This window comes from Thioalkalicoccus limnaeus (genome assembly GCF_041197575.1).
Taxonomy (GTDB): Bacteria; Pseudomonadota; Gammaproteobacteria; order Chromatiales; family Chromatiaceae; genus Thioalkalicoccus; species Thioalkalicoccus limnaeus.
This window is the reverse complement of sequence record NZ_JBDKXB010000001.1, coordinates 143356-166625: the sequence shown is the minus strand read 5'-3', so window position 1 is coordinate 166625 and position 23270 is coordinate 143356. Positions and strand designations below refer to the sequence as shown.

General features: G+C 65.5%; 25 protein-coding genes and 1 tRNA gene. 10 read left to right on the top strand and 16 right to left on the bottom strand.

From position 1 onward, the window contains the following. Both ABC977_RS00770 and murI read right to left on the bottom strand, forming a co-directional pair. Positions 1-1689 (bottom strand): ExeA family protein, encoded by a 1689-nt coding sequence (locus tag ABC977_RS00770; protein ID WP_369665317.1) that lies wholly within the window; start codon positions 1687-1689, stop codon positions 1-3. Between the two features lie 128 nt (positions 1690-1817). Further along, positions 1818-2636: a glutamate racemase gene (murI, locus tag ABC977_RS00765; protein WP_369665316.1), complete on the bottom strand. Its 819-nt coding sequence runs from the start codon at positions 2634-2636 to the stop codon at positions 1818-1820. A gap of 241 nt (positions 2637-2877) precedes the next feature. On the opposite strand from murI, the gene ABC977_RS00760 reads away from it, so the two are divergent. The 5 genes from ABC977_RS00760 (at position 2878) to ABC977_RS00740 (ending at position 6457) form a co-directional block, all read left to right on the top strand. Continuing rightward, the gene (locus ABC977_RS00760; RefSeq protein ID WP_369665315.1) at positions 2878-4182 is read left to right on the top strand and encodes a glutamate-5-semialdehyde dehydrogenase; all 1305 of its coding nucleotides are present in this window, start codon (positions 2878-2880) and stop codon (positions 4180-4182) included. A 320-nt stretch (positions 4183-4502) separates the two neighbouring features. Further along, complete coding sequence (gene nadD, locus ABC977_RS00755) at positions 4503-5231, top strand: nicotinate-nucleotide adenylyltransferase (protein WP_369665314.1); 729 nt, start codon at positions 4503-4505, stop codon at positions 5229-5231. Beyond that, on the top strand, positions 5189-5542 hold the full coding sequence (gene rsfS, locus ABC977_RS00750) for a ribosome silencing factor (protein WP_369665313.1): 354 nt from the start codon (positions 5189-5191) through the stop codon (positions 5540-5542). Before nadD ends, rsfS begins: the two co-directional genes overlap by 43 nt. Positions 5543-5560: 18 nt before the next feature. After that, on the top strand, positions 5561-6118 hold the full coding sequence (locus tag ABC977_RS00745) for a dihydrofolate reductase (RefSeq protein ID WP_369665312.1): 558 nt from the start codon (positions 5561-5563) through the stop codon (positions 6116-6118). A 21-nt stretch (positions 6119-6139) separates the two neighbouring features. Continuing rightward, positions 6140-6457: a DUF1840 domain-containing protein gene (locus ABC977_RS00740; protein WP_369665311.1), complete on the top strand. Its 318-nt coding sequence runs from the start codon at positions 6140-6142 to the stop codon at positions 6455-6457. Between the two features lie 156 nt (positions 6458-6613). Here the strand turns inward: ABC977_RS00740 and cysE are convergent, their stop codons facing one another. Together cysE and ABC977_RS00730 are read right to left on the bottom strand one after the other, a co-directional pair. Beyond that, the gene (cysE, locus tag ABC977_RS00735; protein ID WP_369665475.1) at positions 6614-7435 is read right to left on the bottom strand and encodes a serine O-acetyltransferase; all 822 of its coding nucleotides are present in this window, start codon (positions 7433-7435) and stop codon (positions 6614-6616) included. Positions 7436-7467: 32 nt separating this feature from the next. Next, positions 7468-8277, bottom strand: coding sequence for an RNA methyltransferase (locus tag ABC977_RS00730; RefSeq protein WP_369665310.1), 810 nt, complete (start codon positions 8275-8277; stop codon positions 7468-7470). A 77-nt stretch (positions 8278-8354) separates the two neighbouring features. Between ABC977_RS00730 and ABC977_RS00725 the strand changes: the two genes are divergently transcribed. Further along, the gene (locus ABC977_RS00725) at positions 8355-9152 is read left to right on the top strand and encodes an inositol monophosphatase family protein (RefSeq protein ID WP_369665309.1); all 798 of its coding nucleotides are present in this window, start codon (positions 8355-8357) and stop codon (positions 9150-9152) included. 133 nt (positions 9153-9285) lie between these two features. Here the strand turns inward: ABC977_RS00725 and secF are convergent, their stop codons facing one another. The 5 genes from secF to ABC977_RS00700 all read right to left on the bottom strand — a co-directional run bounded on the left by secF (position 9286) and on the right by ABC977_RS00700 (position 14510). After that, positions 9286-10236: a protein translocase subunit SecF gene (secF, locus tag ABC977_RS00720; RefSeq protein ID WP_369665308.1), complete on the bottom strand. Its 951-nt coding sequence runs from the start codon at positions 10234-10236 to the stop codon at positions 9286-9288. A gap of 13 nt (positions 10237-10249) precedes the next feature. After that, the gene (gene secD / locus ABC977_RS00715) at positions 10250-12106 is read right to left on the bottom strand and encodes a protein translocase subunit SecD (RefSeq protein ID WP_369665307.1); all 1857 of its coding nucleotides are present in this window, start codon (positions 12104-12106) and stop codon (positions 10250-10252) included. 144 nt (positions 12107-12250) lie between these two features. Beyond that, the gene (gene yajC, locus ABC977_RS00710; RefSeq protein ID WP_369665306.1) at positions 12251-12577 is read right to left on the bottom strand and encodes a preprotein translocase subunit YajC; all 327 of its coding nucleotides are present in this window, start codon (positions 12575-12577) and stop codon (positions 12251-12253) included. Between the two features lie 141 nt (positions 12578-12718). Beyond that, positions 12719-13822 (bottom strand): tRNA guanosine(34) transglycosylase Tgt, encoded by a 1104-nt coding sequence (tgt, locus tag ABC977_RS00705; protein ID WP_369665474.1) that lies wholly within the window; start codon positions 13820-13822, stop codon positions 12719-12721. Continuing rightward, complete coding sequence (locus tag ABC977_RS00700; protein WP_369665305.1) at positions 13812-14510, bottom strand: HAD family hydrolase; 699 nt, start codon at positions 14508-14510, stop codon at positions 13812-13814. The genes tgt and ABC977_RS00700 overlap by 11 nt, the downstream gene beginning before the upstream one ends. Before the next feature lie 130 nt (positions 14511-14640). On the opposite strand from ABC977_RS00700, the gene msrA reads away from it, so the two are divergent. Next, the gene (msrA, locus tag ABC977_RS00695; protein WP_369665304.1) at positions 14641-15276 is read left to right on the top strand and encodes a peptide-methionine (S)-S-oxide reductase MsrA; all 636 of its coding nucleotides are present in this window, start codon (positions 14641-14643) and stop codon (positions 15274-15276) included. A gap of 119 nt (positions 15277-15395) precedes the next feature. Here msrA and queA read toward each other — a convergent pair whose 3' ends face one another. Further along, positions 15396-16424, bottom strand: coding sequence for a tRNA preQ1(34) S-adenosylmethionine ribosyltransferase-isomerase QueA (gene queA, locus ABC977_RS00690; protein WP_369665303.1), 1029 nt, complete (start codon positions 16422-16424; stop codon positions 15396-15398). 87 nt (positions 16425-16511) lie between these two features. Between queA and ABC977_RS00685 the strand changes: the two genes are divergently transcribed. Further along, a tRNA-Leu gene (locus ABC977_RS00685) sits at positions 16512-16598 on the top strand. 224 nt (positions 16599-16822) lie between these two features. On the opposite strand, the gene scpB is transcribed toward ABC977_RS00685, so the two are convergent. The 6 genes from scpB to ABC977_RS00655 form a co-directional block, all read right to left on the bottom strand. Continuing rightward, positions 16823-17428, bottom strand: a complete 606-nt coding sequence (gene scpB / locus ABC977_RS00680) for an SMC-Scp complex subunit ScpB (protein ID WP_369665302.1) — start codon at positions 17426-17428, stop codon at positions 16823-16825. Next, entirely contained in the window at positions 17425-18207 is a 783-nt protein-coding gene (locus ABC977_RS00675; protein WP_369665301.1) for a segregation and condensation protein A, read from the bottom strand. Before ABC977_RS00675 ends, scpB begins: the two co-directional genes overlap by 4 nt. 64 nt (positions 18208-18271) lie before the next feature. Further along, positions 18272-19489 carry a tryptophan--tRNA ligase gene (locus tag ABC977_RS00670; protein ID WP_369665300.1) on the bottom strand — a complete coding sequence of 406 codons (1218 nt, stop codon included), beginning with the start codon at positions 19487-19489 and terminating at the stop codon, positions 18272-18274. Positions 19490-19518: 29 nt separating this feature from the next. Then, positions 19519-20208 (bottom strand): site-2 protease family protein, encoded by a 690-nt coding sequence (locus ABC977_RS00665; RefSeq protein ID WP_369665299.1) that lies wholly within the window; start codon positions 20206-20208, stop codon positions 19519-19521. A gap of 24 nt (positions 20209-20232) precedes the next feature. Further along, positions 20233-20856: an L-threonylcarbamoyladenylate synthase gene (locus ABC977_RS00660; protein WP_369665298.1), complete on the bottom strand. Its 624-nt coding sequence runs from the start codon at positions 20854-20856 to the stop codon at positions 20233-20235. Between the two features lie 22 nt (positions 20857-20878). After that, entirely contained in the window at positions 20879-21748 is an 870-nt protein-coding gene (locus ABC977_RS00655; protein ID WP_369665297.1) for a PHP domain-containing protein, read from the bottom strand. Positions 21749-22018: 270 nt separating this feature from the next. Here ABC977_RS00655 and ABC977_RS00650 point away from each other — a divergent pair, with 270 nt between their 5' ends. Together ABC977_RS00650 and ABC977_RS00645 are read left to right on the top strand one after the other, a co-directional pair. After that, positions 22019-22321 (top strand): YciI family protein, encoded by a 303-nt coding sequence (locus tag ABC977_RS00650; RefSeq protein ID WP_369665296.1) that lies wholly within the window; start codon positions 22019-22021, stop codon positions 22319-22321. Between the two features lie 45 nt (positions 22322-22366). Next, complete coding sequence (locus ABC977_RS00645; protein ID WP_369665295.1) at positions 22367-23221, top strand: peptidylprolyl isomerase; 855 nt, start codon at positions 22367-22369, stop codon at positions 23219-23221. Positions 23222-23270 lie beyond the last annotated feature (49 nt).

Sequence of the window (23270 nt, the reverse complement as noted above, 5' to 3'; positions counted from 1 at the left end):
TCACTCGACCTCGACGAGCCTCGGGATGCCGGGGATACCGACAACGTTATGGAGCTGAATCAGCGTGCGGTAACCGGCCAAGCCATCCGGCACCAACCCACGCCCCTGCTGAAACTGCCGCAAGGTCTGGTCCAGCTCGTCATCGAACCGACCCGATCCCGAATCGGCAAACCCCAGATCGGGCACCTGGGCCAGTAGTTGCCGCAACCAACGCACGGCTTCGCCCGACGAAGTCGGCCCGATCAAGGCGGTCCCGACAGGCGGCGGCTGCCAGATCAACAGATAATCACCGGTCCAGTCATCGTCAAGCATCGCCACGGGCAACTCGATCGACCCATCCGGCTGATCGAGGGTTGCCCGATCGTCGCGCAGCCGGCTCAGGACCAGATACCCATCCGTACCCTCGTCGTCGATGCTCCGCAACAGGACTGGCCGATCGAAGAACCTCAGGTTCGCCCAGGTACCCTGCTCTTGTTCGCAACGCAAGCCGAAGGCGGCCACCCGCCGGCAAGGGTCATCGGTTCCGAGATCATCGACATCGACGCCCCAGCGTCGCAGCAACAGGCGCAGCGCCGACTCGCGGCCCATGTTCGAGAGGATCGGACTCGGTGCCATCTCGGGGGTCTCGAGAGGAACCGCCACCGCGCCGTTCGCCACCGGTTTCGACTCGGAAGGCCCGACATCGACGTCCAACGCCGGCTCCGTGGCGACGGCATGCGATGCACCCTCATCTCGCCGCCAAGCCGCCACGACCGCCTCCAGGCCGGAACCAGCGGGCATTGGGACCCAATCGCGGGCCAACCAACCCGCCCCGAACAGCAAGGCCAGGATCAGAGCCCCGGTGAAGATCGGCCGGGGCGGACCGCGCCACGCGGGGCCAGCCGCGCCCCGCAATTCCTTTGCCGCTCGGTTCAGGATCCGCGGCGTCACCTGCAAATGGCGACCGACACAGGCCCCGAGCAAGGCCCGATCGCACAGCAGGTTGATCAAGCGCGGGACACCGCCGGTCAGGGCCTGTACGCGACGCAGCGCACGACGCGTGAACAATGGCCGATCGACACCGGCAACGGCCAACCGGTGGCGGACATAGGCGGCTGTCTCCCGCGCCGTCAAAGGGCCGAGATGGAAACGGGCCGTGATTCGCTGACTGAGCTGACGCAGGGCCTCGCTGTCGATCAGCCGACGCAGCTCCGGCTGTCCGACGAGGAAGATCTGGAGCAACTTCTGCTTGTTCGTCTCGAGATTGGTCAGGAGTCTGACCTGCTCGAGCACCCGCGGGCGCAGATTCTGGGCTTCGTCGATCATCAACACCGGACGGCGCCCTTTCGCGTGGGCCGCGAGCAAGTATTGATTGAGTCGATCGATCAAGGTCTTTGTCGATCGTTCGTCGACCGAGACCGGGATCCGGAATTCATCGCAGATGGTCCGCAACAACTCGTAGCCCGTGACCGCCGGATTCAACACCAAGGCGACGTCGACCTCCGGTGGCAACTGTTCGAGGAAGGCCCGACAGACGGTCGTCTTTCCGGTGCCGACCTCTCCGGTCAGCAACACGAAGCCGCCGCTTTCGCCGGCCCCATAGAGCAGATGCGCCAAGGCCTCGCGGTGTTGCTGGCTCAGGTAGAGAAATTCTGGATCCGGCGCAATCGAGAAGCTCGGTTCCTTGAGTCCGAAGTAGTTCAGGTACACGAAAATGCAGGGCCGACAGGCATCGCGGATTGGCTATTCAACGGTAGAACCAGTCGCGATCCAGGTCAAGGGCGCCGCGCGCCTTCCGCGCCCGCCGAAAAAGCGGTTGCGTCCACGCGCCCACGGACTCACCCATCACGGACCGGCAACGGCGACACATCGATCGGTGACGTCCAGAAACGGGTCATGATGCGGGTCGTGCTTCGCGGCTCGCCGCTCGTCCAGAAGCGCACGGCACCAACCTCCGGCCCGACTCGCAGCAAGCCGCTCTCGGCCAGACGTCGCTTGACTTGACGGGCGACCGCGGCCCCGGAATCCAAGACCAGAGCACGAGGGCCGGCGAGCTCTTCGATCAGCGGGGTCACATGCGGGTAATGGGTGCACCCCAGCACGATCGTGTCGGCCCCCTGCGCCAACAAGGGTGACACATAGCGATCAACGAGGGTCCGCGTGCCGGCGCCCGTCAGATCCCCAGCCTCGATCCGCTCGACCAGCCCCGGGCAGGGCTGGGCGAGGATTCGGACGCCACCGCCGAGTCGTTCCAACAGCTGTCGAAAGCCGTGGCCCGCCAGCGTCTGGCTCGTCGCCAGGACGCCGACGACACCGGAACGGGTGCATGCGACGGCCGGTTTGACGGCTGGCTCCATCGCGATGATCGGTAGCGTAAATTGATCTCTCAACGACCTGGCCGCGACTCCGGTGGCCGTGTTGCAAGCGATCACGATGGCTTTGACCGGCTGATCGAGCAGGAATCCCGCAATCGCCATCGCGCGCGACGCGACCAGCTCCGACGGCCGGTCACCATAAGGGGCAAACCCAGAATCAGCGACATAGATCAGGTCTTCATGCGGCAACTCCCGGCGGATCTCCCGCAACACGGACAACCCACCGACCCCGGAATCGAAGACTCCGATCGGATTGGCTGGGTTAAGGTAAGACGCGTTCAAGGGTGGGAATGACCGGGTGCCGAGGTGATGCGCGGCGATTCTAGCAGAAGCCGTGCGGATCGCATGATACACGAATCGGCCCCGACGCCCCCATGGCAGCGTCCGCCCCCAACTTGCCCGTTCCGCCGCGCCTGGCTAACATCGGGGCCATGTCGAGCCAACCCGCCGGGCCAGGGCGGGCGCGGTTCCGGCCGACCGCATCAAGGGTCGTGATCGGCGGCCCCGTTTCGAGGTGTTCTCAATGTCCTTGTCATCCCCAACCGATAACCCCTACAGCGAGATGCAAATCGCCGATGTCACCGCCTACATGGCCGACCTGGGTCATCGTGCGCGACGGGCGGCGCGGGCCTTGGCCCGCAGCGAGACAGCGGCCAAGAACCGCGCGCTGCTCGCGATCGCCACCGACATCGAACACAGTCGCGATGCCATCGCGACCGCGAATCACCATGACCTGGAGGCTGGCGCCGCGAAGGGCCTCGATGCGGCACTGCTGGATCGCTTGGAGCTGACGCCGCCGCGCATCGATGCGATGGTCGCCGGGCTGCGCGAGATCGCGGCACTGCCGGACCCGATCGGGGCCATCACCGAGCTCGACTTCCGCCCGAGTGGCATCCAGGTCGGGCGCATGCGGGTCCCGCTCGGGGTCGTCGGTATCATCTACGAGTCGCGCCCCAACGTCACGGCCGATGCGGCTGGCCTGTGCCTGAAATCGGGCAATGCCTGCGTGCTACGCGGCGGCTCCGAGGCCTTCGCGTCGAACCAGGCGATTGCCGCCAGCATCCATCGGGGCCTGGCGGAGGCCGGTTTGCCGATCGATGGCGTGCAGGTGCTGGCAACGACCGACCGGGCCGCGGTCGGATCGATGATCCGGATGCCCGAGGCGATCGACGTGATCATCCCGCGTGGCGGCAAGGGTTTGATCGAACGCATCAGCCGCGAGGCGCGGGTCCCGGTGATCAAGCACCTCGACGGCGTGTGCCACGTCTATATCGACGAGGGCGCCGATCTCGACAAGGCCCATGCCGTCGCGCTGAACGCCAAGACCCAACGTTACGGCACCTGCAACACGATGGAGACCCTGCTGGTCGCCGAGGCCGCAGCGGGGCAGATACTCCCGCGACTCGCGGCGGCCTTCAGCGACAGAGGCGTCGAGTTGCGCGGTTGTCCGCGGACCCGCGAGATCGTCGCCGAGGCCCTGCCGGCGACCGAGGCCGACTGGGAGGCCGAGTATCTGGCCCCGATCCTCGCCGTACGCGTGGTGGCGGGTCTCGACGAGGCCATCGACCACATCGCCCGCTATGGCTCCGGACACACGGATGCGATCGTCACCAGCGATTACGCGCGCGCCCGCCGTTTCCTGCGCGAGGTCGATTCGAGCTCCGTGATGGTCAATGCATCGACCCGATTCGCCGATGGCTTCGAGTACGGGCTCGGCGCCGAGATCGGCATCAGCACGGACAAGTTTCACGCGCGCGGCCCAGTGGGGCTCGAAGGTTTGACGTCGCAGAAGTTCGTCGTTCTCGGCGACGGCCACATCCGCGGATGAGGCTAAACGTAGGAACAGCCGACGCTCGACGACGCCCGCGCTCGGACTCCCGCCCAGCCGGCCGATCGCGATCCACATGCCATCGACCCGGGGCCGAACGGCCTCGCCGCCGCGACAAGCCGTCGCGATTCTGCTACCTTTTTCGTCAGGCCGTCGACTTTCGACCCACGCAGAGGGTATGCCGCAACGTCTCATCTCCCGCGAACCGCCGCCGATGCGTTACCTATGACCTGGCGTGACCAATTGGCTCGCGCCCGTGACCGGGTGGGCGAGGCACCGCCCTCGGGAAACCGCCACCAGGCACCCGACCACGGCCACCCATGATCGGCTTGTTCGGCGGTACCTTCGACCCGATCCACTACGGGCATCTGCGGCCCGCCCTCGAGGTCTTCGAGATCCTCGGTCTCGACGAATTGCGACTGATCCCGTTGCGCGAGGCCGTGCACCGCGAACCCCCGCAGACCACACCCGCCGATCGACTGGCGATGGTCGAGGCGGCCGTCGCCGATCAGCCGGGTTTCGTCGCCGACCCCCGCGAGCTGCAACGCCATGGGGGGTCCTATACCTACGACACCCTGACCTCGTTCCGCGCGGAATTCGGCATCGAGCGCCCGCTCTGCCTGCTCTTGGGAGAAGACGCGTTCCGCGGTTTCCTGTCCTGGCGCCGTTCGAGCGAGATCCTGACCCTCGCCCACCTGGTCGTGATGGCTCGCCCCATTCCCGGCCCTCGGTTGAACCCAGCCCTGGCGGCTCTGTACACCGCGCGACGCGCTATGGACCCGGCGGCGCTGGCGACGCGTCCCGCCGGTCGGATCTATCGCCACCCGGTCACCCAGCTGGCGATCTCGTCCACGGCGATCCGGGCGCTGGTCGCGGCCGGCCGTTCGCCACGTTATCTGGTCCCGGACCCGGTGATCGCGATCATCGAACGCAAAGGGCTCTATCGAGCCTCCGAACACCCACCGCGCCGTCTGACGGCGCCACGAACCACGACAGAGGAGATCGCATGCAGCTTGAGCAACTCAAGACCCTCGTCCTCGACACCCTGAACGACCTGAAGGCGCGCGACATCACGGTGCTCGATGTCCGCGGCAAGACCTCGGTCACCGATTATATGATCGTCGCATCCGGCACCTCCGATCGCCATGTCAAGGCCATCGCCGAGACGGTCGCCTTCCGGGCGAAAGACGCCGGCGAAGCCCCTCTGGGTTGCGAAGGTCTCAATGAAGGCGAGTGGGCCTTGGTTGACCTCAATGGGGTAGTCGTGCACGTAATGCTGCCGAAAGTGCGTGACTTCTACAATCTCGAGCGGCTCTGGTCAGCCCCCACCCTGGTGGCGCGTGCCGCGACCGCGTCCTGAGCGCACGCGATCGGACCCATGACCAGCGACCGAGACCCGTGCGCGACACAGCGTCGGCTGACGCGCCCCCGCATCAGCCTGGTCGTCGCCATGGCCCATCAGCGCGTGATCGGCCGTGGGAATAGGCTGCCCTGGCACCTGCCGGCCGACCTCGCACATTTCCGTCAGCTCACGCTCGACAAGCCGATCCTGATGGGACGACGGACATGGGAGTCGCTCCCGGGCCGGCTCGAGCGCCGGTACCCGATCGTCGTGACCCGCGACCGGACCTATCGAATCGAGGGCGCCACCGTCGTCGCCTCGCCGGACGAGGCGATCGCCGCGACCAACGCAGCCGAGATCATGGTCATCGGCGGGGCCGCGCTATACCAGGCCATGTTGCCACTGGCGCAGCGCATCCACCTGAGCGAGATCGATGCCGCGATCGATGGTGACACCTTCTTTCCGGAGATCCAGACGGACTGCTGGCGCGAGGTCGCACGCAAGAGGCGCCCCGCCGATGCACGCAACCCGTACGACCTCGACTTCGTCGAACTCGAGCGGATCCGACCTGATGCGAACCGACCGTCAAACTGACTCGATACAGGAGGCCGCACGATGCTGGTCACTTTTCGGACACCGGTCTACGCCGACATCACGATGTTCGGCCATGTCGCCGTCACGCTCATCAAGCTGATGGGGCACAGTGGAACAGTGCCGGGTGCGCTGCACGCCGACGACGTCCCAGCTGCCCTCGAACGGCTCAGGCAGGAGGTCAGCGCCCACCCCGACAGGCCGCTCGACCCAGACGATGCGGCCTCGTCGCGCGATGAGGAGGTCGTCCAGGTCAGTCTCGCGCGCCGCGCGTTCCCGCTGATCGAACTGCTGAAGGCAGCGGCCGCGGCGAACAAGCACGTCATGTGGGAATCCTCCTGACACCGACCCGGGACGACCCCGGAGTGTCACCGCACTCGCGAGCGTTGCGCGCCGAGTCGGTCGCCGAGGGTGCGGCGCTTGGCGCCCGCCTTCGTACCTGGCCTCGCCGTTGGGCACCAGGATCTTGAAGTCCGCCGCGCCGCGACGGGTTGACACCTACCTCTGCTCGGGTCGCGCGTCTACCGCATCGCCGGCGTGCGGATCGCCCGACAGGTCGCTCGGATCCGCCACGGCCGAGCGGATCTCGCAATCGCCGATATCCGGCAGTTCCTTGAAATGGTTGACGATACCGTGACGCTGCAAGGCCTCGCACATGGCCTCCAGGCGTTCGTCAATCAGATGAATATGGTCAAGCATCCGATTGACCGCATGCGCAACCGGGTCGGGGGCATCGCGGGTCGCGCCGTAGGCATCGAAGCCGATCCGCTTTGCGGTGGCCGCGCGCCGCTCTGACAGCTCACCGGATGGCCGTTCGATCACATGACCGGGCACGCCGACGACCGTGGCACCGGCCTGTACCGACTTGACGACGACCGCGTTGGAACCGATCCGCGCGCCATCGCCGACCGTGATCGGGCCCAACACCTTGGCCCCGGCCCCGACGACCACGTCCCGCCCAAGCGTTGGATGGCGCTGGCCCTTCTGCCAACTGGTGCCACCGAGGGTCACGCCATGATACAGGGTGCAGTCGTCGCCGATGACGGCGGTCTCGCCGATCACGACCCCCATCCCATGATCGATGAAGAAACGCCGACCGATCCGGGCACCGGGATGGATCTCGATGCCTGTGAACAGGCGTGCGACATTCGCCAACACCCGCGCCAGCCATTTGAGCCCGTGGCGCCACAGCCGGTGGGTCAAGCGGTGCATCAAAACCGCATGAAACCCGGGATAGGTCGTGATGACCTCGAAGGCGGAGCGGGCCGCCGGATCGCGCTCGAATACGCAACGGATATCCTCGCGCACCCGTTCGAACAATGGCATTCGGTACTCCATCGATTCCGCGGTGTTCAATCCAGGCCTTGCGAGCCGTCGCCGGGACCCTGCCGTCCGATGGCATCCGTACGTCGACGAAAGCGATCGGGTGACTTGCGACCCTGGGCGGCGCTGAGAATCCCGCGCAAGATGTTGAGTTCGGTCCAGTCTGGCCGCGCGCGAAAAAACAATCGCCGCAGCCGCCGCGACAGCTTATCGGACTGCTGCGGATCGGCATAGCCGATCGCGACCAAGGTCTGCGACAGATGGACAAAGAAACCCTCCATCGCATCGGCCGTCGCGAGATCACGGGTGTCGATCGGCGGCCGCTCACCGGCCTCGCGCCAGACACGGCGCAATTCATAGGCAAAGATCTGCGCCGCGGCGGCGACATTGAGCGAGCTGAACCCAGGGTCGGTCGGGATATGCACCAGATACTGACAGCGAGCCAGCTCGTCGTTGGTCAACCCAGAACGCTCCCGCCCCAACAGCAAAGCCACAGGCCCCTGTTCCGCTTCGGCCAACATCAACCGGGCCGCCTCGGTCGGATCCAGTTCGGGCCAAGCGATGGTTCGCGCCCGCGCGCTCGAGCCCACGACGAGCCGGCAATCGGCGATCGCCGCCAGCAGATCCTCGTGCACGGGCGCAGCGGCCAGCAGGTCGTCTGCGCCCGAGGCGCGGGCAATCGCCTCGGCATCCGGCGTTCGGCTCGGCCTCACCAGATGCAGGCGACGCAACCCCATGGTCTTCATCGCGCGAGCGACCGCACCGATGTTGCCGGTGTGCGTCGTCTCGACCAGCACGAAACGGATCCGGTCGATCGGCAGTTGTTCAGAGGTTGTCATGGGGTGTGCAGCTTCGTGACGAGGACTGGTGCTTGTCAAGCTTTTGTCGAACCCTCGATTCGGTTATCGTGCGCACCATGAATCCCATGTTGAATATCGCGACCCGCGCGGCCCGTCAGGCCGGCCGGGTCCTCATGCGCTATTACGAGCGCACGGAGCAGCTAACGATCCATGACAAGGGCCGTCACGACTTCGTCACCGAGGTCGACCGCGCGGCTGAGCTTACGATTGTCAAGGAGTTACGCAGCAAATTTCCACAACACGCGATCCTTGCCGAGGAGAGCGGCCGCCAAGGTGACAGCGAGTTCGTCTGGATCATCGATCCGCTCGATGGCACGACGAACTATCTGCACGGTTTCCCGCAGTTCGCGGTGTCGATCGGCCTCGAATGCCGTGGCAAGCTGGAGCTCGGCGTCGTCTACGACCCCCTGTCCGAGGAGCTCTTCACGGCCGCCCGTGGGCAAGGGGCTCACCTCAATGACCGCCGGATCCGCGTCGCGAAACGGCCGTCGCTGGACGGGGCGCTGATCGGAACCGGCTTTCCGTTCCGCGAGCATCGCCATACCGATCGGTACCTCGGCATGCTCAAGACGGTCATGCAGGAAGCCGCGGGGATCCGTCGCGCCGGTTCGGCCGCGCTGGACCTCGCCTACGTCGCGGCGGGCCGGCTCGACGGTTTCTGGGAGATCGGTCTTGCGCCCTGGGACCTGGCCGCGGGCGCGGTGCTGATCACCGAGGCCGGCGGACTGGTCAGCGACCTGACCGGTGGCCGCGACTATCTCGATTCCGGCAATCTGGTCGCGGCGAATCCGCGGCTTCATCAAGTTCTCGTCGACCGCCTGCGGCCCTCGCTCGAAGGCAAGCCCGCGGGCTGATACCGAGACGCCACTTCAGGACCAACAGGACACGGGCGGGCCGATTCGCCGGCCCGTGTCACCTCCCGCTGCCCTCATCCAACCTATCGGTGCCTGGGCCGCTTCGGCGGCGTCGCCGCCGGGCAGCGCGCGACTAGGGACGGCCGTCGACCAACTCGGCCCCTTCCTTCGGCGGCGGGATCAGGTCCGCCTTGCTGATGCCGAGCCAAACGACGGCGGCCGTCGCCACGTAGATAGTCGAGTAGGTCCCGACGATGACGCCGATGATCAGCGCCAGCGAGAAGCCGCTGATCGCCTCCCCGCCGAAGATGAAGAGCGCGAGCAGAACCAGCAGGGTCGTGCCGCTGGTCACGATCGTGCGCGACAGGGTCTCGTTGATCGACAAGTTGATGATCTCGATCACCGTGCCCTTGCGCATGCGCCGAAAGTTCTCGCGAATCCGATCGTAGATGACGATGGTGTCGTTCAGCGAATAGCCGATGACGGCCAGCACGGCCGCGAGGACCGGCAGACCGAACTCGATCTGAAACAACGAGAACAGCCCAACCGTGATCCATACATCGTGGATCGTCGCGATCACGGCCCCGACCGCGAAGCGCCATTCGAATCGCAGCGCCACATAGATCAGGATGCCGATCAGCGCGAACAACACGGCGAGGCCGCCATCCTCGCGCAACTCCTCGCCGACCTGCGGTCCGACGAACTCGACGCGCCGCAACTCGACCTGGCCGTCACTGGCCGCGCTCAGGGTCTGAAAGACTCGGTCGCTGAGCTCGGCGCCGGCCTCCTGACCCTCGACCGGCGGGAGTCGAATCGCGACATCCCGACGCGAGCCGAAATGCTGCACCAAGGCACCCTCGAATCCGCCATCGGCCAGCGCCTGCTGGACCGGTGCGAGCTCGGTCGGGTTCTCGTAGCCGACCTCGATCACCGAGCCGCCGGTGAAGTCGAGGCCCAGGTTGAAGCCGCGAAAGATCATCACGACCAGGAGTAGCAGAACCAGCGCGGCGGAGACGATGACGGCCGGATACCGCCAGCCCATGAAGTCGATGCTGGTCCGCTTGAGAAGCTGTGCGTGTTGCATGGTCGGCTCTCCGTCAGATCGCCAGTTTGGTCAGACGCCGGCCGCCGTAGATCAGGTTGATCAGGGCGCGGCTGCCGAGGATGGCCGTGAACATCGACGTCAGGATGCCGATGAACAGCGTCACCGCGAACCCCTTGATCGGACCAGTGCCGAAGCTGAACAGCACGACCGCCGCGATCAGCGTCGTGATATTGGCGTCGACGATCGTCGACAGGGCCTTGTCATAGCCGGCGTGGATACTCGCCTGCGGCGAGTTGCCATTGCGGATCTCCTCGCGAATGCGTTCGTAGATCAGCACGTTGGCATCGACAGCCATGCCGACGGTCAAGACGATACCGGCGATGCCCGGCAGGGTCAGCGTAGCCTGCAGCAACGACAGGATCGCGACGATCATGACCAGGTTGATGACCAGCACTACATTGGCGACCAGGCCGAAGACCCGGTAGTAGAGCGCCATGAACACCAGCACCAGGGCCAGCCCGAACATCACGGAACGAAAGCCCTGGTCGATGTTCTCCTGTCCGAGGCTCGGGCCGATCGTGCGCTCCTCGACGATCTCGATCGGCGCCGCCAGCGCGCCGGCGCGCAGCAGCAGCGCCAGATTGTGCGCCTCGTCGGAGCTGTCGAGCCCGGTCGTCTGGAAGCGGCGCCCGAAGGGCTCGAGGATATTGGCGACGCTGATGACCTCTTCGGTCCGCTCGCGCTGGCGAACCGGCTCCCCGTCGACGATCCGAGTGACGGTCCGGGACTCGATGAAGACGACACCCATCGGCTTGCCGACATTCTCGGTGGTCACATCCAGCATGCGCCGCGCGCCCTGGCTGTCGAGGTTCACGAACACGGCCGGCTGCCCGGATCGCTGATCGAAGCCGGACGAGGCGCTCTTGATCTGATCGCCGGTCACGATCACGCTGCGGCGCAGCAGCACCGGATTGCCCTCGCGATCCTCGTAGAGCCGGCTGCCGAGCGGCACCCGACCGTCGAGGGCATCCTGCACGTTCCCTTCGGTATCGACGAGACGGTACTCCAAGGTCGCGGTCGCGCCGAGGATCTCCTTGAGCCGCGACGGATCCTGGGCACCGGGCAACTGCACGACGATGCGTCGATCGCCTTGGCGCTGCACGATCGGCTCGGCAACACCCAAGGCGTTCACGCGGTTGCGCAAGGTCGTGATGTTCTGCTGCAGCGCGAAGGTGCGAATCTCCTGTTCCTCGGTCGGATTCAGGCGAATGACCAGGTCATAGCTGTCACCGACACGAACGGCTTCCATCGTGAGTTCGCGGAACTCGCGGCCGATGAGCCGTTCGGCCTGATCGCGGCTCTCGGCCTCGGCGAACCGCGCTGTGATCTGGGCGGCGTCGCGGCTGACGGTCAGGTAACGGATCCGGTCACGCCGCAACAGACTGCGGACATCGCCCATGTAGCGCTCCAGCGACTGCTCGATCGCGGCGTCCATGTCGACATCGATCAGTACATGGATGCCGCCACGCAGATCCAATCCGAGGTACATCGGTTGGGCATTGATCGCGCGCATCCAGCCGGGCAGATCGGCGACCAGGGTCAAGGCGCCGTTGTACCGGTCACCGAGCCCGGCCGCGATCACTTCCTGACCGCGCAATTGGTCACCACTGCTCGGGAAGCGCACGAGCAACCGATCGACGCCACGCGGTTCGATCTCCTTGAACGGAACCCCGGCAGACTCGAGGACGCGCGCGATCTCGCCGGCGCTGGCCTCGGTGATTTCACCACCGCGCGCCGCCGAGATATCGATCGATGGATCCTGCGAGTAGAGGTTGGGGAGCGCGAAAAAGAAGCCGATCAGTATCACGAACAGGATCAGCAGATTCTTCCATAACGGATATCGATTCATCGGGAGTCCCTGAACGAGGGTACCTGCGAGCTGGCGGGAGCCATGACGATGCAACGCAACAGAGGTCAGCCTGAGGATCTCGCGCCGTCTCGCAGCGATGGCGAGACGACACCCATCCGAACAGACTGAGGCAGGGGCGGCTGGTCAGAGTTCCTTCATCGAACCCTTGGGCATGACGGCCTCGACGGCCTGGCGTCGAATCTTCACGTTCACGCCTTCGGCCACCTCGAGTTGCGCGAAGCTTTCGCCGAGGTCGACGATGCGCCCGGCGATGCCACCCAGGGTCACGACCTCATCGCCTTTCGCGAGATTCGCGACCATCTTCGAGTGCTCCTTCTGACGTTTGATCTGGGGCCGAATCATCAGGAAATAGAGCACGACGATCAGGCCGATCGGAAACAGCAGGCTGAGCATGATGTCGCCGGTTCCGGCGGCCGACTGAGCCCACGCATCGGAGATGAAGAAATTCATGTGAGTAAGATCCTCGGGGTATGACCCTGACGCAGCCATGGAAGCGGGAGCCGCCTACAAGGCCACACGGAGTCAAGTGGAATTCGGCGCCGCATTATGACACAGCCGGGGCAAAGTGGAAGGCACCCTTCCACCCCGGCGCTAGCCACCCGCCTGCAAACCGGCCCGCCAGGCTGCGGCGAAGGCCGCGAAGCGGCCGGCCTCGATCGCCGCGCGCAGCGCACCCATCAAACTCTGATAATAGTAAAGATTGTGCAGACTGTTCAGCCGGGCACCGAGGATCTCGTTGCAGCGATCCAGGTGATGCAGATAGGCCCGGCTGTAGTGGCGGCAGGTGTAACAATCGCAGTGCGGATCGAGCGGCCCTTCGTCCGTCTTGTAGCGGGCGTTGCGAATCCGCACCACACCCTCGTGCGTGAACAGATGGCCATTGCGCGCATTGCGCGTCGGCAGCACGCAGTCGAACATGTCGATGCCCCGCTCGACCGCCGCGACGATGTCCGCCGGCGTCCCGACGCCCATCAGGTAACGCGGTCGGTCGGCGGGCAGGCGGTCGGCGAGGTGATCGAGCACCTTCAGCCGTTCGGCCGGTGGCTCGCCGACCGACAGACCGCCGACCGCGTAGCCATCGAAACCGATCTGCTGAAGTCCGGCGAGCGATGCCGAACGCAGCGCTGGATCCATGCCGCCCTGCACGATCCCGAACAAGGCCGCCGGGTTGTCGCCGTGCGCGACGCGGCTGCGCGCGGCCCATCGCAACGACAGCTCCATCGATGCACGCACCTGGGCCGGGGTCGCCGGATAGGCGGTGCAATCATCGAAGATCATGACGATGTCCGCACCCAACGCCCGCTGCATCGCCATCGACTCCTCCGGCCCCAGAAACACCGGAGAGCCGTCGATCGGCGATTTGAAACGCACACCGGCCTCGCTGATACGCCGCATGGCGCCGAGACTGAAGACCTGGAAGCCGCCGGAGTCGGTCAGGATCGGCCCGGACCAGTTCATGAAGCGATGCAGACCACCGAATTGGCGGATCACGTCGGCACCCGGACGTAGCATCAGGTGAAAGGTGTTGCCCAGCACGATCTGCGCACCGAGCGCCGTGAGCTCCTCCGGCGTCATCGCCTTGACGGTGCCATAGGTGCCGACCGGCATGAAGGCCGGCGTCTCGACCATTCCCCGGGCGAAGCTCAGACGACCGCGGCGCGCGGCGCCATCGCAAGCGAGCAACTCAAAATGCATCATCGTCCCCAGTGAGCCAGGGCACCAGTTCGCCGAGGTCGCCAACGATCCGGGAGGGCGGGGCCAACGCCGCCGGCCAGGCCTGCCCTGAGCGGTTGACCCAGACCGTGGCGAAACCCAGGTCGCGCGCCGCCGCGACATCGAGATAGGGATCGTCACCGATGTGCAGGGCCTGGTCGGCCGACACGCCGGCCCAGTCCAGCGCCCGGTGGAACATCGCCGGATCCGGCTTGGCCGCGCCGACCGCGGCCGCAGTCAACGACAGGTCGAACAGATCGCGCAATGGGCTGCGGGTCACATCGGCATTGCCGTTGGTGATCGAGACCAGACGACAGGATTCCGCCAGGACCTCGAGGGCCGGCACCACATCCGCGAATGGCACGACCTGCCGGCGGTGTTCGAGGAATAGCGCCAGACCCTGGTCGGCCAGCGCCGGATCGTAGCCGAAGTCGACCAGCAGCTCGACGAGCGACTGATGTCGGACCCACGACAGATCGTGCGCGCGCGCCGGGTGCGCCGCCATCAGGGCGCGGCGATGGCGGCTCAGGCTCGCGGGGTCATGCACGGCGACCAGACGCGGTGCGGCGCGCGTCAGCCAGGCATGCAGGGCGGCCTCGGCGGCCTCGATCACGGGCGCACAAGGCCAGAGGGTATCGTCGAGATCGATCGTCAGGAGCCGGTAGGTCATCGGGTTCAGGGCATTGGCGACACCGCGAAAGGCCGCATTGTGCCGTCAAGGGGCGCAAAAGGTGAAATCCATTCGCTCTTCGCCCATGTCTGTGACCGCGCCTTCGGCACCAACCGGGAGATCTTGATCCATGTTTCGCAAATCCACCAGGCTGCCCAGACCCGACGAGGCCTTGCCAGGCCGTTCGCAACCAATGCCGGTCACGAACCGTCATGCCGTCAACGGCCATCCGATCCAACCGCCCTTCCCCGACCGGCTGGCCTCCGCGCTCTTCGGCATGGGCTGCTTCTGGGGCGCTGAGCGTCTCTTCTGGTCGATGCCCGGCGTCTACACGACCGCCGTCGGCTATGCCGGTGGCCTCACGCCGAACCCGACCTACGCCGAGGTCTGCAGCGGGCTCACCGGCCACAACGAGGTCGTGCTGGTCGTTTACGAGCCGACGGCGCTCCGTTACGAGGATCTGCTGAAAGGCTTCTGGGAGGGCCATGATCCGACGCAGGGCATGCGTCAGGGCCACGACATCGGCACCCAGTACCGGTCCGCGATCTACTGCTACGACAGGGCCCAGGAAACCGCCGCCGGCGCGAGCCGTGCACGGTACCAGACCGTATTGAACGCCGCCGGTCTTGGCCCGATCACGACCGAGATCGTCGCGGCGCCGCCCTTCTATTATGCCGAAGACGAGCATCAACAGTATCTGGCCAAGAACCCCGGAGGGTACTGCGGGCTCGGCGGTTGCGGTCAGCCGTACCCCGCCGATCCTTGACAGGAGTATCGGTATTTAAGAAAATAACCATGTGCCGATCTGCGTTTACGCGAGCGGCACACTCCTCCATCCTCCTTTGGTGGTATTGATTGGCGCGGCATCCCTTGCCGCGCTATTTTTTATCGGTCCCGCCGCGTCACGAACATCGCGTCCCCGTAGCTGAAGAAACGGTAGCGGTACGCGACCGCATGACGATATGCGGCCATCACCTGATCATGGCCGGCGAAGGCGCTGACGAGCATCAACAGCGTCGACTCCGGCAGGTGGAAGTTCGTGATCATCGCATCGACGACCTGGAAGCGATAACCGGGCCGGATGAACAGACGGCTGTCGCCGCGAAACGGCGCGATCGCACCGTCGGCGGAGGCCGTCTCGAGACTGCGCACGCTGGTCGTCCCGACCGCGACGACGCGACCACCCGCCGCGCGGGTCGCCCGCACCGCGGCGCAGACCGAGGCATCGACCTCGAGCCATTCGGCATGCATCTGGTGCGCCTCGATCCACTCGACTCGCACCGGCTGAAAGGTTCCGGCCCCGACGTGCAGGGTCACGGAGGCCATCCGCACGCCCTGCGCGCGCAGACGCGCCAGCATCGCATCATCGAAGTGCAGCCCCGCCGTCGGGGCGGCGACGGCCCCGTCACGACGCGCGTAGACGGTCTGATAACGGACCAGATCGGCCGCGTCGTCGGACCGTTCGATGTACGGAGGCAGGGGCACATGCCCGGTACGCCGCATCAGCGCGCGCAGATCCTCATCCGGACAGCGCAAACGAAAGAGCCCCTCATCACGCGCGATCATGACCAAGGTCCCGCCGCCCTCGACCGCCAGTTCGGCCCCAGGGCGCAGCCCTTTGCCGCCACGACAATGGGCCAAGGCCTCGTCGGACCCGAGCAACCGCTCGATCAGGATCTCGACGCGACCGCCGGTCGGCTTGCGGGCGAACAGCCGGGCCGGGATGACCCGCGTATCATTGAACACCAACAGATCGCCGCTACGGAGAAGCCGTGGCAGGTCGCCAAAGACCAAATCCTCGCGGGCACCGGTCGGCCCATCGAGGCGCAGCAGACGACTCGCGCCCCGCTCGGCCAATGGCCGTTGCGCGATCAGGTCCTGAGGGAGGTCGTAATGAAAGTCCGCGCGCCGCATGGTCGCGGATCTTACCTCAGTCGCGCGAATCAAGGCTTGTCCTTTGGCGGCGAATGGCTATACTTGCACGCCCATGCGGAACACCACGCCGGGGTGGCGAAACTGGTAGACGCATCAGACTCAAAATCTGACGGTGGCAACACCGTGCCGGTTCGAGTCCGGCCCCCGGTACCAAAATACATGCCAACGAGCGGCTCGATAGGGCCTGCTCGTTGCGTCCGTCCACCGAAAGGACGCCTATGTCGCGCCGACATGCCCAATCGCGCACCGGCTCCAGGCCCGCCCAGAATCGACCAGATTGAAGGCCGCGCTTACCCTGCCCGCGATCGGGTCGATCACGAACGAGGCGGCGCACCCGTCTTTCCGTATCCCCGCAACCACGGGTCTTGCCGCCAAGTTCAATCGGCCTCCTCGGGCTGAGCATGGGCGATGGCCTGGGTCGGCATGCCAAACTCAGGCCGCTCGGCCGCGATGGCATCGAGCGACCGTAACTCGGCCAGCGGCGGCAGCTCATTGAGCGAGCGCAGACCGAAATAGTCGAGGAATTGGCGCGTCGTGCCGAACAGCGCTGGGCGTCCTGGCGCGTCACGATGGCCCACGATACGCACCCATTCCCGCTCGAGCAGGGTCCGCATGATATTGGTGCTGACGACCACCCCCCGAATCTCTTCGATCTCGCCGCGGGTGATCGGCTGGCGGTACGCGATCAGCGCCAAGGTCTCGAGCAGGGCCCGCGAGTAACGGCCCGGTTTCTCGTCCCACAGACGCGCCACCCAAGGCGCCACCTCGCGCCGCACCTGGACTCGGTAACCCCCTGCCACCTCGACCAACTCGAGACCGCGGTGGCGATAGTCGCGATCCAGCGCGGCCAGCGCGTCCAGCACGGCCTCCCGGGCGGGGCGCTCGTCGTCGCCGAACAGACCCAGCAAGCGATCGAGAGTCAGTGGTTGACCGGCCGCCAGCAAGGCCGCCTCGATGATGTGTTCAAGCGGGGGCCGGGTCATAGGGCCTCGGAGCGACGCGGACGCACATGGAGCATCGCACTGGGCTCGGATTGCACCAACTCGAGCGTCGCGTCCTTGACCAATTCGAGCACGGCAAGAAAGGTGACGACCAGACCGGCGCGTCCCTCACGGGCGTCGAGCAGCTCGACGAAGGAGACGAAGCCGCCGGCGGAGAGCCGCTCCAGGATGCGCGTCATGCGCTCTCGAACCGACAAGGCCTCGCGTTCGACGCGATGGCTCGCGAACAGGCCCTCGCGCGCGATCACATCGCGGAGCGCGCCGAGCAATTCGTGCAACGCGACATCGGGAGGGATCCGGCGAATCCGATCCGTCGGAACCGCAACGCGGGTCTGGTAATGATCGCGATCGAGGCGCGGCAAGGCATCGATATCCAACGCCGCCTGCCGGAAACGCTCGTATTCCTGCAAACGCCGGATCAACTCGGCACGCGGATCCTGATCCTCGTCATGATCCTGAGCCGGACGGGGCAACAGCATCCGCGACTTGATCTCGGCCAGCATCGCGGCCATCACCAGATACTCGGCCGCGAGCTCCAAGCGGGCCTGCTTCATCAGCTCGACGTATTCCATGTACTGCTCGGTGATGCGCGCGATCGGGATATCCAGGATATCGAGGTTTTGCCGTTTGATCAGATAGAGCAACAGATCGAGGGGACCTTCGAAGGTTTCGAGGAAGACCTCCAATGCATCCGGCGGGATATAGAGATCCTCCGGCAACTTGAACAGCGGTGCACCGAGGACCACGGCAAAGGGGACCACCGTCGGTCCGCCGTCGGTCCGCTCCCCCTCTGCTGGCCCGACGCATTCCTCCCGCACCACGGGTTCAGACCGTGATCAGCGACATAGCATGGCGGACCTCATCGAGGGTTTCCCGCGCGACTGCCCGGGCACGCTCGCAACCTTCGTTGATGACGCTACGCACGAGCTCCGGCTGCTGGGCATACTCCTCGGCGCGTCGCTGGATCGGGGCCAACTCGGCGAGCACCGCATCGATGACCGGTTGCTTGCACTCGAGGCAACCGATGCCGGCGCTACGACAACCTTGCTGGACCCAGGCTCGCACCGGATCCCCCGAGTAGACCTGATGAAAGGCCCACACGGGGCATTTTTCCGGTTCACCCGGGTCGGTGCGGCGGACCCGTTGCGGATCGGTCGGCATCGTGCGCAGGGCCTTTTCGATCATCGCCGGGTCGTCGCGCAGCGCGATCGTGTTGTTATAGGATTTGGACATCTTTTGCCCGTCGAGGCCGGGCATCTTCGAGGCACGGGTCAAGAGCGGTTGCGGTTCCGGCAGAATGACCCGGCCGCTGCCTTCGAGATAGCCGAACAGGCGCTCCCGATCGCCGATCGTGATATTGCCTTGGCCGTCCAGCAACGCGCGGGCGACCTCCAGGGCCTCCTGATCGCCCTGCTCCTGGTAGGCCCGCCGCAGCCGGTCGAACAGCTGGGCGTTCTTCTTACCCATCTTGCGCTTGGCCTGCTCGGCCTTGTCGGCGAAATCGGGCTCGCGTCCATAGATGTGGTTGAAGCGCCGCGCCACCTCGCGGGTCAACTCCACATGGGCAACCTGATCCTCGCCCACCGGCACTTGGCCGGCCTTGTAGATCAGGATATCCGCGCTCTGAAGCAAGGGGTAGCCGAGAAAACCGTACGTCGCCAGGTCACGCTCCTTCAGCCGCTCCTGCTGGTCCTTGTAGCTCGGTACCCGCTCCAACCAGCCGAGCGGCGTGATCATCGACAGCAGCAGATGAAGCTCGGCGTGTTCCGGGATGCGCGACTGGATGAAGAGCGTCGCCGATCCGGGGTTGATGCCGGCGGCGAGCCAGTCGATGACCATCTCTTCGGTGCTGCCCGGGATCACCGAAGGATCCTCGTAATGGGTCGTCAACGCATGCCAATCGGCCACGAAGAAGAAGCACTCGAACTCGTGCTGCAATTCCAGCCAATTCTTCAAGACACCATGATAATGGCCGAGGTGGAGACGCCCTGTCGGTCGCATACCAGACAGGACACGGGCATGTTGTGCAGTCGCGGGGGCCAAGAATTCTCTTCCTCTTTGGTTCGACAGAACTAGCCGGATCGGCCGAACCGATCCAGCACGATCGCCATCGCGGCATCGCCGCCCGGCAGCAGGCTGATGACGGCCATCATCGCGGGCCACAGCACCGCACCCAACAAGCCGAACACCAGCAGAAGCACCAAGAGAACCAGGCCGAACGGCTCGATCCGGGCGAAACCGATCGCAAGGCGCGGCGGCAGCAGCGCGGTCAGTATCCGACCGCCGTCCAACGGCGGCAACGGAAACAGATTGAGCACCATCAGCAGCACATTGATCAGGACACCGGCGGCGCCCATCAGCAGTAAAGGCGCCGTCAGCCAGGGCCACTGATCGCCAAGACCGAGACTCAGCGTGACCACCAGACCCCAGAACAGGGCCATGACCAGATTCGCACCTGGCCCAGCCAGCGCCACCAGCGCCATGTCCCGCCGCGGCGCGCGCAGGTTGCGCCAATCGACCGGGACCGGTTTCGCCCAACCGAACAGGAAACCGGCCAGCATCAGGGTCAGGATCGGCACGACCAGGGTTCCCAGCGCGTCGATATGCTTGAGCGGGTTGAAGGTCACGCGCCCGAGGCGCAGGGCCGTCGGATCCCCGAGACGGTTCGCCGCCCAGCCATGGGCCGCCTCGTGCGCCGTGATCGCAAAGAGGACCGGGATGGCCAAAATGGCCGCGAGCTGGATGCTGTTGATGGGCTCCACGTCCGGATTATACGGCGCGCCGCGCTATTCCTCGAAGAGCCTCGGATCGCCTTTGCCGACGCGCAACACTACCGGGGCGTCCTGCGTCATGTCGACGACCGTGGTCGCCTCCAGACCGCAAAACCCGCCATCGATGATCACATCGACCTCGTGATCGAGCCGCTCGCGCATATCATCGGGATCGGTCAAGGGCCGGTCATCGCCGGGCAGGATCAAGGTCGAACTCAGGATCGGCTGGTCGAGCGCCGCGAGCAAGGCTCGGCAGATCTCGTTGTCGGGCACCCGCAGGCCGATCGTCTTGCGCTTGGGGTGCAACAGGCGCCGCGGTACCTGTTTGGTCGCCTGATAGATCAGCGTGTAGGGGCCGGGGGTCACCACCTTCAGCAAGCGAAACCCCTGGTTGTCGATCTTCGCGTAACTGGTGATCTCCGACAAGTCACGGCACACCAGCGTGAAGTTGTGTTTGTCGTCGAGCCGACGAAGGCGCCGGATCCGCTCCATCGCCCCTTTCTCGCCGATTTGGCAACCCAACGCATAAGAGGAATCCGTCGGATAGACAATGACACCCCCATCGAGCAGGATTTCGACCACGCGGCGGATCAGCCGCGGCTGCGGATTCTGCGGGTGGATCTGAAAAAACTGCGCCATGCCCGGCCCCCATCGCCTGGCGTCAGGAAAAACCCACGGCTCGCTGCCCGTGCAACCCATTCGTCCAATCCGCCCAGATCGGCGTGCAACCCGGTGGCAGGGCCGGCAGACGCCCAAGCTCGATCCAAGCCTCCTCGGGACCGTGATAATCGCTGCCGGCCGATGCAAGCAACCGCATGTCGCGCGCCCACCGGGCAAAGACGAAGGCATCGTCACGGCTATGGCTGCCGGAGATCACCTCGACGCCCACCCCGCCGAGCTCGCGGAAGCCGCCCAACAGTTCGCGCATCTTGGCGCGCTTGAAACCGTAGCGACCCGGGTGCGCGATCACGGCTTGACCGCCCGCCGCAAGGATCCAGGACACGGCGTCCTCCAGCGTCGCCCAATCGCCCGGGACATGGCCGGGTTTGCCGCGCACCAGAAAGTGCTTGAAGACGTCGGCGACGTTCTTGGCCCGCCCCTGTTGCACGATGAAACGGGCAAAGTGGGTGCGGCCGATCAAGGGACCCCGAGCGAAGGCCAGTGCCCCGTCATACGCCCCGGCGATCCCGCAGCGGGCGAGGCACCGCCCGATCTCCTGCGCCCGCCAGTCGCGATAGGCGCGCAATCCCGCCAGCCCCTGCGCGAGCTCAGGACAATGCGTGTCGATGTGCAGCCCGACGACGTGAACCGTGCGCCCACCCCAGGTCACCGAGACCTCGACGCCGGGAACCAGGACCAAACCGCAGGTGGCCGCAGCCGACGCCGCCGCGCCCAAGCCAGCGGTGGTATCATGGTCCGTCAGCGCCAAGACCTCGACCCCGGCGGCCCACGCCCGGATCACCAGCTGTTCAGGCGTCAGGGTGCCGTCGGAGGCCGTGGAATGGCTGTGCAGATCCGGAATCCTGTTCATTTTTCGATTCTACTTCAGATCGCCTTACCGGTGTTGGTTGCCCTCGTTCGGCCAGGCGAAGGACACGCCTGACGATCCGAGCGGCGCCTTCCTCGAGGCGACCTTGAAAAATCACCCAGGACCTTTTCCAAGAGGCCTCCGTGCTCCGCCCGGGCATCGTGAAATTTTCACGGTGCCCTTAAGAACCGGGGGCCACCGCTGAGGGTCGAACAGGGCCGGGAGACGAGCCAGCCACTGGCTCTCCGATTCAACAGAAGGAGACTCACCGAGGTGTATTACGCGATCATCGCTCAGGATCGGCCTGACAGTTCGAGCGCGCGCCAAGCGGCCCGCCCGGCTCATCTGGAACGACTGCGACAGCTGCAGGATGACGGGCGTCTGTTGGTCGCTGGGCCGCACCCGGCAGTCGACAGCCCGGACCCCGGACCGGCCGGAATGACCGGCTCCCTGATCATCGCCGAGTTCCCCGATCTGGCCACGGCCCAGGCCTGGGCCGCGGCCGACCCCTATGTTCAGGCCGGCGTCTACGAACACATCTCCGTCAAACCCTTTGTGAAGGTATTACCCGCCTGACCTGTCTCGACCCGACCAAAACCGATTCCCTAGGAACCCCAATCGATGAAGACGTTGCGTCCCACGATACTCGCTGCAAGCCTCACCCTGGCCGTCGCCTGGCCGATCGCGGCACCCTGGGCCGCCGACACCCCGACGGACGAGACCCTGATCGCGACGATCAACGGTCAAGAGTTGCCACTGGATCTCTTTCGCCTGTTCTATTTCGAACGGCTCCAACAGGAGCAGGCAACCAACACCTCGAACTTCCAGGAACAAGCCTTCAACGAGTTCGTCAACCTGGTGGTCGCGGCCCAGGAGGGCCAGCGGCGCGGCCTGGATCGGCACGCCGAGGTGCGCCAGGCCCTTGCCCTGCAGCAGCTCAAGATCCTGTCCAACGCGACCATTCAATCGATCGCGCAGGAACAACCGCCCAGTGATGCCGAGTTGCAGGAGGCGTACAGACTGTTCGTCGCCGACGCCGAACGCACCGAGTACAAGGCTCGCCATATCCTGGTCGACGATGAAGAGGAGGCGAAACGACTGATCGCCGAACTCGACAAGGGCGCGGCCTTCGCCGAACTCGCCAGTCGGCACTCGCTCGGCCCGACCGGCGAGCGGGGCGGTGAACTCGAATGGTTCAGCGCGGACCAGATGGTTCAACCCTTCGCGGCGGCGTTACAGGAACTCGCACCAGGGCGTTACACGAAGCAGCCGGTTCGGACCCAATTCGGGTGGCACGTGATATTGCTCGAAGAGACCCGCAAGGCTCAGCCCCCTACCTTCGACGAGGCCAGGCCGTATCTCGTCAATGCGCTGCAGCGGGATAAGGTAGCGGAAACCATCATGAATCTGCGCGCGGCGGCGACGGTCGATCTCAACGCCGAAGTCGTCAAACTCAAGACGCCGGATGCCGACTAGCGCCGGTGACCGGGCCGCCGGTCCGGCGGCCCGGACCTGATCGGGCGTG

Excerpts from the sequence above, each read along its gene's own strand:
- ABC977_RS00645 (WP_369665295.1), top strand. The coding sequence starts at position 22,367 with ATGAAGACGTTGCGTCCCACGATACTCGCTGCAAGCCTCACCCTGGCC.
- ABC977_RS00730 (WP_369665310.1), bottom strand. The coding sequence starts at position 8,277 with ATGACAACCTCTGAACAACTGCCGATCGACCGGATCCGTTTCGTGCTG.
- ABC977_RS00740 (WP_369665311.1), top strand. The coding sequence starts at position 6,140 with ATGCTGGTCACTTTTCGGACACCGGTCTACGCCGACATCACGATGTTC.
- tgt (WP_369665474.1), bottom strand. The coding sequence starts at position 13,822 with ATGCATTTTGAGTTGCTCGCTTGCGATGGCGCCGCGCGCCGCGGTCGT.
- ABC977_RS00745 (WP_369665312.1), top strand. The coding sequence starts at position 5,561 with ATGACCAGCGACCGAGACCCGTGCGCGACACAGCGTCGGCTGACGCGC.
- yajC (WP_369665306.1), bottom strand. The coding sequence starts at position 12,577 with ATGAATTTCTTCATCTCCGATGCGTGGGCTCAGTCGGCCGCCGGAACC.
- secD (WP_369665307.1), bottom strand. The coding sequence starts at position 12,106 with ATGAATCGATATCCGTTATGGAAGAATCTGCTGATCCTGTTCGTGATA.
- msrA (WP_369665304.1), top strand. The coding sequence starts at position 14,641 with ATGTTTCGCAAATCCACCAGGCTGCCCAGACCCGACGAGGCCTTGCCA.
- rsfS (WP_369665313.1), top strand. The coding sequence starts at position 5,189 with ATGCAGCTTGAGCAACTCAAGACCCTCGTCCTCGACACCCTGAACGAC.
- secF (WP_369665308.1), bottom strand. The coding sequence starts at position 10,236 with ATGCAACACGCACAGCTTCTCAAGCGGACCAGCATCGACTTCATGGGC.
- ABC977_RS00655 (WP_369665297.1), bottom strand. The coding sequence starts at position 21,748 with ATGAACAGGATTCCGGATCTGCACAGCCATTCCACGGCCTCCGACGGC.
- ABC977_RS00700 (WP_369665305.1), bottom strand. The coding sequence starts at position 14,510 with ATGACCTACCGGCTCCTGACGATCGATCTCGACGATACCCTCTGGCCT.
- ABC977_RS00760 (WP_369665315.1), top strand. The coding sequence starts at position 2,878 with ATGTCCTTGTCATCCCCAACCGATAACCCCTACAGCGAGATGCAAATC.
- ABC977_RS00660 (WP_369665298.1), bottom strand. The coding sequence starts at position 20,856 with ATGGCGCAGTTTTTTCAGATCCACCCGCAGAATCCGCAGCCGCGGCTG.
- nadD (WP_369665314.1), top strand. The coding sequence starts at position 4,503 with ATGATCGGCTTGTTCGGCGGTACCTTCGACCCGATCCACTACGGGCAT.
- queA (WP_369665303.1), bottom strand. The coding sequence starts at position 16,424 with ATGCGGCGCGCGGACTTTCATTACGACCTCCCTCAGGACCTGATCGCG.
- ABC977_RS00725 (WP_369665309.1), top strand. The coding sequence starts at position 8,355 with ATGAATCCCATGTTGAATATCGCGACCCGCGCGGCCCGTCAGGCCGGC.
- scpB (WP_369665302.1), bottom strand. The coding sequence starts at position 17,428 with ATGACCCGGCCCCCGCTTGAACACATCATCGAGGCGGCCTTGCTGGCG.